Source organism: Pseudomonas sp. lyk4-R2A-10 (assembly GCF_030209075.1).
Classification (GTDB): domain Bacteria; phylum Pseudomonadota; class Gammaproteobacteria; order Pseudomonadales; family Pseudomonadaceae; genus Aquipseudomonas; species Aquipseudomonas glycinae.
The window spans coordinates 107687-117579 of record NZ_JARVSR010000004.1 but is presented as its reverse complement, the minus strand read 5'-3'; the positions used below and the strand labels follow the sequence as shown (position 1 = coordinate 117579).

At 62.0% G+C, this 9893-nt stretch carries 8 protein-coding genes; 2 read left to right on the top strand and 6 right to left on the bottom strand.

The window, feature by feature from the left end; all coding sequences use genetic code 11:
• Window positions 1–6: 6 nt before the first annotated feature.
• The 6 genes from QRN46_RS08065 to QRN46_RS08040 form a co-directional block, all read right to left on the bottom strand.
• Window positions 7–1494: an amidohydrolase family protein gene (locus QRN46_RS08065; protein WP_285354490.1), complete on the bottom strand. Its 1488-nt coding sequence runs from the start codon at window positions 1492–1494 to the stop codon at window positions 7–9.
• On the bottom strand, window positions 1491–2687 hold the full coding sequence (locus QRN46_RS08060) for an amidohydrolase family protein (protein ID WP_221614544.1): 1197 nt from the start codon (window positions 2685–2687) through the stop codon (window positions 1491–1493). The genes QRN46_RS08065 and QRN46_RS08060 overlap by 4 nt, the downstream gene beginning before the upstream one ends.
• A 259-nt stretch (window positions 2688–2946) precedes the next feature.
• Complete coding sequence (locus QRN46_RS08055; RefSeq protein WP_285354489.1) at window positions 2947–3999, bottom strand: extracellular solute-binding protein; 1053 nt, start codon at window positions 3997–3999, stop codon at window positions 2947–2949.
• Between the two features lie 18 nt (window positions 4000–4017).
• Window positions 4018–4806 carry an ABC transporter permease gene (locus tag QRN46_RS08050; RefSeq protein WP_064597101.1) on the bottom strand — a complete coding sequence of 263 codons (789 nt, stop codon included), beginning with the start codon at window positions 4804–4806 and terminating at the stop codon, window positions 4018–4020.
• Window positions 4803–5720 carry an ABC transporter permease gene (locus QRN46_RS08045; protein ID WP_285354488.1) on the bottom strand — a complete coding sequence of 306 codons (918 nt, stop codon included), beginning with the start codon at window positions 5718–5720 and terminating at the stop codon, window positions 4803–4805. The genes QRN46_RS08050 and QRN46_RS08045 overlap by 4 nt, the downstream gene beginning before the upstream one ends.
• Window position 5721: 1 nt before the next feature.
• Window positions 5722–6807 carry an ABC transporter ATP-binding protein gene (locus tag QRN46_RS08040; protein WP_285354487.1) on the bottom strand — a complete coding sequence of 362 codons (1086 nt, stop codon included), beginning with the start codon at window positions 6805–6807 and terminating at the stop codon, window positions 5722–5724.
• A 140-nt stretch (window positions 6808–6947) separates the two neighbouring features.
• Here QRN46_RS08040 and QRN46_RS08035 point away from each other — a divergent pair, with 140 nt between their 5' ends.
• Together QRN46_RS08035 and QRN46_RS08030 are read left to right on the top strand one after the other, a co-directional pair.
• A complete protein-coding gene (locus tag QRN46_RS08035; RefSeq protein WP_285354486.1) occupies window positions 6948–7637 on the top strand; it encodes a GntR family transcriptional regulator in 690 nt (229 codons plus the stop codon).
• Window positions 7638–7769: 132 nt separating this feature from the next.
• A complete protein-coding gene (locus QRN46_RS08030) occupies window positions 7770–9881 on the top strand; it encodes a hybrid sensor histidine kinase/response regulator (RefSeq protein ID WP_285354485.1) in 2112 nt (703 codons plus the stop codon).
• The last annotated feature ends 12 nt before the right edge of the window (window positions 9882–9893 follow it).

Sequence of the window (9893 nt, the reverse complement as noted above, 5' to 3'; positions counted from 1 at the left end):
TGTTCTCTAAAGAAGTGGATCGATGGCGCTCAACGGCGCTTCGGCGCTGTAGGCGTCGGCGAACGCAATGGCCGGCTGGAACAGCTTTTTCCAGTCCGGTCGGCCAAAGGCCCGGTCGCTGTGGCTGCGCATCAGTTTTTCGTATTGGCGCTGGGCCTGGCGTTGCAGAGTGGGGTAGTCGACGCCGTTGACCTGACCGTCGTGCATCACGCAGCGACCGTCGATGTAACTGGCTAGGCAGTCGTCGCCGCGCCCGGCCAGCAGCAGGTTTTTCAGTGGATCGAACAGCGGGCCCAGGTGCAGGCCGCGCAGGTTGAACACGGTGATATCCGCTTTGGCGCCGGGGGCCAGGCGACCGAGGTCGTCACGGCCCAACGCCTTGGCGCCGCCGAGGGTCGCGGCGTTGTACAGGTCGAGGCTGCTGGTCAGCGCCGATCCACCCTCCATCAACCGGGCGATGTTCAGACCGTGGCGCATATTGGCCAGCAAATCCGCCGGCCAGGTGTCGGTGCCGAGGGCGAAGTTGATGCCTTTGGCGCGATAGCGGCCGAACGAATTCAGCGCCTCGCCGTCACGGGCGAACACCAGCGGGCAGTGCACCAGACTGGCGCCGCCGTCGATGACCCGTTGCAAGTCGTCATCTCCCGAGGTGTAAATGCCGTGGGGCAACAGGCTGCGCGGGTTGAGCAAATCCAACCGCTGCAACCAGCCCAGCGGCGTGGTGCCGCGCAACTGTTCGACCATCGCTACTTCGCCGGGCGCCTGACAGCAATGCAGACGCATCGGTGCGTTCAGTTCACGACTCAAGGCGGACGTGCGTTGGAGCAGCGCCGGGGTGCAGGTCTGGATGCGATCCGGCAGCAGCGCACCGCGAATCAACCCGGCGTGGGCGCCATCGAAATCCTTGAAAAACCGTTCGGCCGCATCCAGTCCCGCCAGGCCCCGAGCCTCATCCCAGTGATGGGCGAGGGTGCCGTCGGCGCGCCAGTAACTCATGCCGCTCATGTAGCAGGGGCCGAGATAGGTACGCAGGCCCAATTCGCCCGCGACGTCGGCGACAGCGGCAAACTCGTCGTAGGTCTCCGCCCATTCGCGGTAGTACATCGAAGTGATCGGCATGGCCGTGGTAATGCCGTTGCGGATCAACTGGGTGAAGGCGTAGCGGTACTTGAAGACCTCTTCTTCGGGGCTGAACGACTCACGCGGGCCGGCCGCCAGATACTCCGCCGACCACATCCGGCCCATCGCGCGTTCGTCGCCGTTGTCCAGAGTCAGCACGGTGGAGTCGAGATCGCCGAGGGCATCCAGGTCGATGAAACCGGGTCCGATCAGCGCATTGCCGTAGTCGATCCACTGATCCACCGGCCCTTGGTATCCGCGCCCGACAAACTCGATCCGTGAACCGGCGAACACCACTTCGCCGTCGCGCCACAGTACATGTTGCGTGCCGTCGAAACCGACCACGCAACCAGCCTTCAGACCGATCCGTTTCACAGACGGCTGCCCAGCAAACGACCGCCGCTCGCGATCAATTCGCCACCGCGATAGACCTGACGCACAGGGCGCGAAACTACTGCTTCACCGAGGGTTTCGACCGGCATCAGCAAAAAATCCGCCGGCCGACCGATGGCTAAGCCGTAATCCTCGATCCCCAATGCGCGCGCACCGTTGACCGTCGCCGCGTCGAACGCCGCCGCCAGTTCATCGTCCTTGCCCAGATCAAAACGAAACGCCAGCAACATTGCCCGTTCCAGCATGTCGCCATTACCCATCGGCGACCACGCGTCTCGAATGCCGTCGGAACCGAGGCACACGTTGACGCCGGAGTCACGCAGCGCCAGAAACGGCGGCACCGCGCAGTCGGCCGGCGCCGAACTCATCAGCGAAATCCCCAGCGCAGCGAGGCGTTCGGCGACCGGTTTGACCTGGCTCCAAGGCAACATGCCGAGGCAATAGGCGTGGCTGATCATCACCCGGTTGTGCAGGTTGAAACGCTCGGTGTAATCGGCAATCCGGGCGATCTGCCACAGGCCCAGTTCACCTTTGTCATGCAGGTGAATGTCGACGCCACGCTGGAACTCGCTGGCCAGTTTGAACACGAAATCCAGTTGCGCGATCGGGTCGTTGTCGATGCCGCACGGGTCGAGGCCGCCGACGTTCTCCACGCCCAGGGCCATTGCTTTGCGCATCAGCTCGGCGGTGCCGGGGCGGCTGATCAGGCCGGTTTGCGGGAACACCACCAGTTGCAGGTCGATCAGGTCGCTGTAGGTTTCGCGCAGGTGTTGCATGGCCTCGACGTGGCGCAGGCCGAATTCCGGGTCGATGTCGACGTGGCAACGCATCGTCAGCGAACCCCGGGCGATGCAGTTTTCCAGCAGCGCGCCGGCGCGTTCGGCGATCGGCGCCTTGACTTCACGCAGCACACGGCGCTCGTTGCTGATGTAGTCCTTGAGCGTCGGGCCGGCGCTGTTCGGGCGCCAGGGCTGGCCGTACAGGGTCTTGTCGAGGTGGACGTGGCTTTCCACCAGCGGAGCGGTCAGGAGCTGGTTCTGGCCGTCGATGTCGGTGGCGGTCAGTGGAGCATTGGAGGCCGGGCGGCGTTGGCTGAACTTGCCGTTTTCGATCAGCAGGTCTTCGGCGGGGGCGCCGTAGGGGCGGATGTTTCTGAGCCAGCGGGGGTGGGACATGGGAACCTCGGTGTTCTTTGAAATTTTTTCCCTCACCCTAGCCCTCTCCCGGAGGGAGAGGGGACCGAATGGGGGATATTGAAGAGCTACGCCGACCTGAACGATTGGCTGTGAATCCGTAATCAACTCGATTTCTCAGGTCGGCGTATCTCTCGAGACAATGCGGTCAGTCCCCTCTCCCTCTGGGAGAGGGCTAGGGTGAGGGGCTTCTCCAGGTCGAACTGGGTGGTCGGCGTTCAGATCAACCAGCGATCCCGAATCAACCCTTGAGCTTCGACCAGATCCGATCCTGCAGCTCCCGCGCCTTGTTGCTGCATTCCTTCTCCGGCCGCAGGCGCGAGGCGTATTCCTCGGGCATGTTGATCGCGTCCATGACCTTCCATTTCGCATCCAGCAACTGATCGCTCTGAATCCCGTTGGCATAGGCAATCGCGTTGGACACGGCCGCCGCGTTCTCGGGCTTCATCATCCAGTCGATGAAGATCTTCGCGTTGCCCGGATGCGGCGCGCTTTTCGGTACGGCGAAGTTGTCCTGGAACATTGCCAGGCCTTCTTTCGGGTACACGTATTTGATCGTGCTCTTCTGCAACGTGGCGCGGGCCGTCGAGCCGTTCCAGTTCTGCATCATGATCACTTCGCCCGAGGCCATGCGGTCGACGGTGTTGTCGGAGCTGTACATCTTCAAAAACGGCTTTTGCTTTTGCAGCAGTTCGAGGATGCGTTTGGCCTCCTGCGGGTTTTCCGTGCATTCGTCGACGTTCAGGTAATGACTGGCGGCGTTGATCACGCTGCTGGAAGTGTCGAGGGCGGCGAGCTGGCCTTGCAGTTCCTTGCGCGGTTCGAAGAATTCTTTCCACGAATCGTCGAGCTTGCCGCCCGGCACCCGTGCGCTGTCATAGGAAAACCCGGTGGTGCCCCACAGGTACGGCGCCGAAAACTTGCGGCCCGGGTCGAAGCTCGGGTCGCGGAACGGCCCTTTGACGTACTGGAAGTTGTTCAGGGTCGGAGCGTCGATTTCCAGCAGCAGGTCCTGCTTGATCAGCGTCTGCATGATCGACTGCGACGGCACGATCACGTCATACGCCGCGCCGCCGGCCTGCAATTTGGCGAGCAGGGTTTCGTTGCTGTCGTAGCCGTCCATGGTGACCTTGATCCCGGTCTCCTTTTCGAACTTGGCCAGCAGGTCCACCGGGTAGTAATCGGTCCAGTTGTAGAAGAACAATTGCTTGGGCTCGGCGGCGTGGGCGCTGAACGCGGTGAAACAACTCAGGGCCAGACCGGAAATTGCCAAACGCATGCTTTTGGTTTTCATGAACAGAGCGCTCCAGGTTTATTGTTGTTTGCCGCGTTGGCCAAGCCAGAAGGCCAGCACCACCAGCACGATGGAAATCACCAGCATCAGGGTCGAAATCGCGTTGATCTCGGGCGTTACGCCGGCCTTGATCGCCGAGAAGATGTACACCGGCAACGTGGTCGAACCGGGCCCGGCGACGAAGAAGGTCATGATGAAATCGTCGAGGCTGACCACGAACGCCAGCACCGAACCGGACAGCACCGCCGGCCACAACAGCGGCAAGGTCACGCGGCGGAACACTTGCCACGGGTTGGCGTACAGATCGTTGGCGGCCTCCAGCAGGCTCTTGTCCAGATCGTTGAGCCGTGCGCGGATCGGCAGGTAGGCGAACGGAATGCAGAAGCCAATGTGCGCGACGATCACCGTCATCAGCCCAAGCTTGATGCCCAGGGCCATGAACAGCAGCAGGGTGGCCACGGCGGTGACGATCTCCGGCAGGATCAGCGGCAGGTTGATCCCGCCCTCGACCATTTTCTGTCCGTAGAACGGCCGGTAAGTCGCCAGCGCCGCGAGCAGTGCAATCGCCGTGGCGCACACCGTGGCGATGGTCGCGACGATGATCGAGTTCAGCGCCGCCGTCTGGATCGAAGGGTTGGCCAGGATCCGTCCGTACCAGGCGAACGAAAACTCGGTCCACACCGTCGCCGAGCGGTTGGCGTTGAAGCTGTAGGCGATCAACACCAGGATCGGCACGTACAGATAAGCGAGGATCAGCAGGCTGATTTCCCGGGTCGCCGGGAGTTTTTTCAGGTGCAAAGAGATCATGCTTTCGCTCCCCGGTTCAGGTTTTTCATCGCGCTGCGGCTGTAGAGGGCGTAGAGCACCAGGGACAACAGCAGAATCCCCAGCAACAGGAACGACAGCGAACTGCCCAGCGGCCAGTTGCGCGCGGTGCCGAATTGCTGCTGGATCAGGTTGCCGATCATCAGGGTCTTGCCGCCGCCGAGGATCGCCGGGGTGATGAAGGCGCCAAGGCTCGGCACGAACACCAGCAACGCGCCGGCAATCACGCCGGGCATCGACAGCGGCAGGATGATCCGGCGCAGGGCGTGCCAGCGGTTGGCGCCCAGGTCATAGGCGGCTTCCACCAGACGCCAGTCGAGTTTTTCCAGGGTCGAGTAGATCGGCAAAATCATGAACGGCAGGAAGCTGTAGACCAGACCCACGCTCACGGCGAAGTCGTTGTAGAGCAGGGTGATGCCGCCGGCACTCGGGAAGAGCGCGTTGAGGCTCTGGGCGACCCAGCCCTGTTCGCGCAGGATGATCAGCCACGCGTAGTTACGGATCAGCAGGTTGGTCCAGAACGGGATGGTGATGAGCAACACCATCAAATTGCGCCGGCGCGGGGTCAGGCTCGACATCCACAGCGCCACCGGAAAGCCGAACAGGAAGCACAACACCGTGGTGCCACTGGCCTGGAACACCGAGCGCAACAGCGCCTGGGCGTAGACCCAGTTCAGCTCCAGTTCGCCGTCGAAGCCTTCCTGGAAGAACAGCTGCACATAACTCTGCAGTTGCCATTGAGCCTGCCAGTCGACGCCGCCGTAGGTGTTGCGCGGCAACAGGCTGATGTAACCCATGATCCCCAGCGGAATGGCGATCAGGGCGAGCAGGGTCAACACCACCGGGCTGAGCAACAGCGCGCGATTGAGGGAGGGAGAAGTGCTGCTGACGCTCATCTCAGGCCTCCATCAACAGGCAGGCCTGGGGCGGCAGGTGCACCGCCACGGGCTCACCGACTGCGCGACCACGGTTCAGGCCTTCGTTGTTTTCCCGCAGCATGACTTTGATGTCGTTGTTCAAGCGGCACTGGTACAGCGTCGCGGTGCCGACATACAGCACCGCTTCGATCACACCGCGCAGATGATGCGGCTGATTCGCTGCAACCAGTTGCGAGCGCTCGGGCCGGAATGCCAGCTGCACGCTGCTGCCATTGACGCCTTGCGGCGGGCAGGGGATTTCCACCGGCATGCCGTTCGGTACGAAGATGTTTTCGTTGTGTTCCCCGCGTTTGAGTTGGCCGGGAAGGAAATTGATGTCGCCGATAAACTGGGCGACGAAGCGGTGCTGCGGACGTTCATAGATGTCGATCGGGGTGCCGATCTGCAGGATCTTGCCGGCGGACATCACCGCGATCCGGTCGGACAGGGTCAGCGCTTCTTCCTGATCGTGGGTGACGAAGATGAAGGTGATGCCGGCTTCCTGCTGCACGCGCTTGAGTTCGACCTGCATTTCCTTGCGCAGCTTCAGGTCCAGCGCCGACAGCGGCTCGTCGAGCAACAGCACCTTCGGCTTCGGCGCCAGGGCCCGGGCCAGAGCCACGCGCTGCTGCTGGCCGCCGGATAATTGCGCCGGTTTGCGCCCGGCCAGGTGCTCCATCTGCACCAGCGCGAGCATTTCGTCGACCCGTCCGGGAATCGTCTTGCGATCAAGACCCTGCATCTCGAGGCCGAAGGCGATATTCTGCGCGACACTCATGTGCGGAAACAGCGCGTAACTCTGGAACACCGTGTTGACCCGACGCTTGAACGGCGGCAGGTGATTGACCGTTTCGCCCGCCAGACGGATCTCGCCGTCGCTGACGTGTTCGAAACCGGCGATGGCGCGCAGCAGGGTGGTCTTGCCGCAGCCCGAGGGGCCGAGGAGGGTGAAAAACTCGTTGTCGGCGATGTTCACCGAGACGTTGTCGAGGGCAGGCGCGAGGCCAGGGTCATCAGAATACCGCTTGGATACATTACGCACTTCAATGGCTATTGGTTGACCCATAATGGTGCAATCCTCTAATTATTGTATGCAATATCTGAATGCAATTTAGAAATACCCGGATTAATCTGCTGGCGCAACCCCCCATTTCCCTGACTGAGTCGCTCGTCAGGCAGCGCTGCCAGCATTGAAGGAGTTTTCAGATGACCGAGAAAAAACCGGAAACCACGGTCGACCGCGTCTACCAAGGGGTTTACGAGGCGATCAGCAAACGTTCGCTGCGTCCTGGGATGAAGCTGGGCGAGGCGTCGCTGGCAGAATTGTTCAATGTCAGCCGCACGTCGGTTCGTGCCGCGCTCAAGCAACTGGAGGCCGATGGACTGGTCACCACCGAGCCCAATAAAGGTGCATCGGTATCGCTGCCCAGTGATGAAGAGATCCGTTCGCTGTTCGAAACCCGACGTCTGGTCGAGATCGGCATCGTCACCGAACTGTGCCGACGCAAAGACTCTGCGGCGATGCAGGACCTGCGCGATCACTTGCTGCTGGAAGACGAAGCCCACCAAGCCGGCGATCACGAGCGGCTGATTCACCTGCTCGGCGAGTTCCACATCAAGCTCGCCCGCAGCCTGAATAACCCGGTGCTGCTCGACTGGTTCCAGAAGTTGATTTCCCGCGCCTCGCTGTACGCCGCGGCGCTGGATGACGACAGCCACGAAGCCTGTCGCGACGACGAACACCTGCGGCTGATCGAGTACATCGAGGCTGGCAATCAGAGCGCCGCCATCGAGCTGACCTGCATACACCTGGACGGCATCCAGAAGGCGATTCTCGACGTCGCTGCGAAGCTCAAGACCGGCTACCATCCGCTCAAACATCTGATCGAAGTCTGAGCGTCGGCTGCCACTGAAATCGGCTATACCTCTAATGAAACCATCGTTGCCCGATGCGCTCGAAACAGACGGGCGCGACGTTTGACCGCGCAGCGATAGATCCGGATCAACCACAAGGCGTTGAAGCAGCTGATGCAGTTTTTATCCGATAGCCATGGGTGTGACGGCTGGCAAGGCGAGATGGCCGGGCGAATCCGTGCGTTCGACTGGAGCAGGACCGATCTGGGCCCGCTCGAAACCTGGCCGGCCAGCCTGTGCAGCACAGTGCAACTGATGCTGGCATCGCCGCTGCCGATGGTCATGCTCTGGGGCCATGCCGGTTACATGATCTACAACGACGCTTACTCACGATTCGCCGGCGGACGACATCCCTACCTGCTCGGATCGCCGGTGGAACTGGGCTGGCCGGAGGTGGCCGATTTCAACCGGCATGTGGTCGACACCTGTCTGGCCGGCGGCACCCTGGAATATCGCAACAAGGTCCTGGTGTTGCTGCGCGACGGCGTACCCGAGGATGTCTGGCTCGATTTGTATTACAGCCCGGTGGCCAACGATGCCGGTGTGCCTTCGGGCGTCATGGCGATGGTGGTGGAAACCACTGAACTGGTGTTGTCCGAACGCTTGCGTCAGGCCGCCGAAGACGCTTATCGCGCCGATAACGAGCGGGTGCGACTGGCACTGAATGCCGGGGCACTGCTTGGCTCGTTTGTCTGGGACGTCAGAAACAATGTGCTGTCGGCCGACGAGCGTTTTGCCCGGACATTTTCCTACCCGCCTGATCAAGACCTGAGCAACCTGCCTCAGCATATCGCCGAGACGCACATTCATCCGGACGACCGTAATTGGGTACAGGAGTGCGTGGAGAATTCGGTGCGTACCGGCGAGCCCTACAACGCCGAGTACCGGGTGGTGCGTGCCGATGGCAGTTGTCTGTGGGTGCTCGCCAGCGGCGCTTGCGAATTCGACGAGCAGGGCCGGCCGTTCCGTTTCCCCGGTGTGCTGATCGATATTCACGAGCGCAAGATCGCCGAAGAATCGCTGCTCAAGTTCACCCGCAACCTCGAACAGCGGGTAGCGGATGAAGTCGAGGCGCGCCTCGCCGCGGAAGAGCAATTGCGTCAGTCGCAGAAGCTCGAGGCCATCGGCGGCCTTACGGGCGGCGTGGCCCATGACTTCAACAACCTGCTGCAAGTGATCGCCGGCAACCTGCATCTGCTGGCGCGGCATGAACCGGACAATGCCAACGTCCAGCGTCGGGTCAGCGCCTCGCTGGCGGCGGTGGAGCGGGGCGCCAAGCTGTCCTCGCAACTGCTGGCGTTTGCCCGTCGCCAGCCGCTGTCGCCGGCGGTGTGCAATCCCCGGCAGATCTTCGAAGGCGTCGGTGAGTTGCTGCAACGGGCGCTGGGCGAAACCATTCAGATCGACGTGCAACTGCCGGACGAACCGTGGCACATCAACGTTGATCGCAATCAACTGGAAAACGCCATTCTCAATCTGGCGATCAATGCCCGGGACGCCATGAAAGGCGAGGGCACGATTGTGCTCGGCGCCTCCAACCTTTCACTGGATCGGGCGTTCTGTTCGGGCAAGGGGATCGTGCCGGGGGATTTCGTCCGGGTTTCGGTCAGTGACAGCGGCGTCGGCATCGCCCCGCACATGCTCGAGCAGGTGTTCGAACCGTTCTTCACCACCAAGGCCGACGGCCAGGGCACGGGCCTCGGCTTGAGCATGGTGTTCGGCTTCGTCAAACAGAGCGGCGGGCATGTCGAGATCGACAGCCAGGTGGGCCAGGGCACGCGCGTGCAGTTGTACTTTCCGCGCAGCCTGCGAGCGGTGGGTCAAGCGGCGCCAAGCGTGGAGACCCCCCTCACGGGCGGCCACGAGACAATCCTGGTGGTCGAGGACAACGAAGCGGTGCGCACCTCGGCAGTTGAACTACTGCGCGAGGAAGGTTATCGCGTGCTGACCGCCGGTAATGGTGACGCAGCCATGCAGATGTTGATGGAAGGCGCTCGGGTCGACCTGATCTTCACCGACGTGGTCATGCCCGGTCTGATCAAGAGCTCCGATCTGGCGGCGTGGGCCAAGGTGCAAATGCCGCCGGTGGCCGTGCTGTTCACCTCGGGCCACACCCGCGACATCATCTCGCGCAACCACCAGCTCAGTCCCGACACCCATTTGCTCGGCAAGCCCTATGGACCCGAAGCATTGCTGCAGATGATCCGTTCCGTGCTCAGCACCTGAGCTCCAATCCCC

What these genes read in the sequence shown, in the direction of transcription:
- QRN46_RS08060 (WP_221614544.1), bottom strand. Translation starts at nt 2,687, where the DNA reads ATGTCCCACCCCCGCTGGCTCAGAAACATCCGCCCCTACGGCGCCCCC.
- QRN46_RS08055 (WP_285354489.1), bottom strand. Translation starts at nt 3,999, where the DNA reads ATGAAAACCAAAAGCATGCGTTTGGCAATTTCCGGTCTGGCCCTGAGT.
- QRN46_RS08050 (WP_064597101.1), bottom strand. Translation starts at nt 4,806, where the DNA reads ATGATCTCTTTGCACCTGAAAAAACTCCCGGCGACCCGGGAAATCAGC.
- QRN46_RS08045 (WP_285354488.1), bottom strand. Translation starts at nt 5,720, where the DNA reads ATGAGCGTCAGCAGCACTTCTCCCTCCCTCAATCGCGCGCTGTTGCTC.
- QRN46_RS08040 (WP_285354487.1), bottom strand. Translation starts at nt 6,807, where the DNA reads ATGGGTCAACCAATAGCCATTGAAGTGCGTAATGTATCCAAGCGGTAT.
- QRN46_RS08035 (WP_285354486.1), top strand. Translation starts at nt 6,948, where the DNA reads ATGACCGAGAAAAAACCGGAAACCACGGTCGACCGCGTCTACCAAGGG.
- QRN46_RS08030 (WP_285354485.1), top strand. Translation starts at nt 7,770, where the DNA reads ATGCAGTTTTTATCCGATAGCCATGGGTGTGACGGCTGGCAAGGCGAG.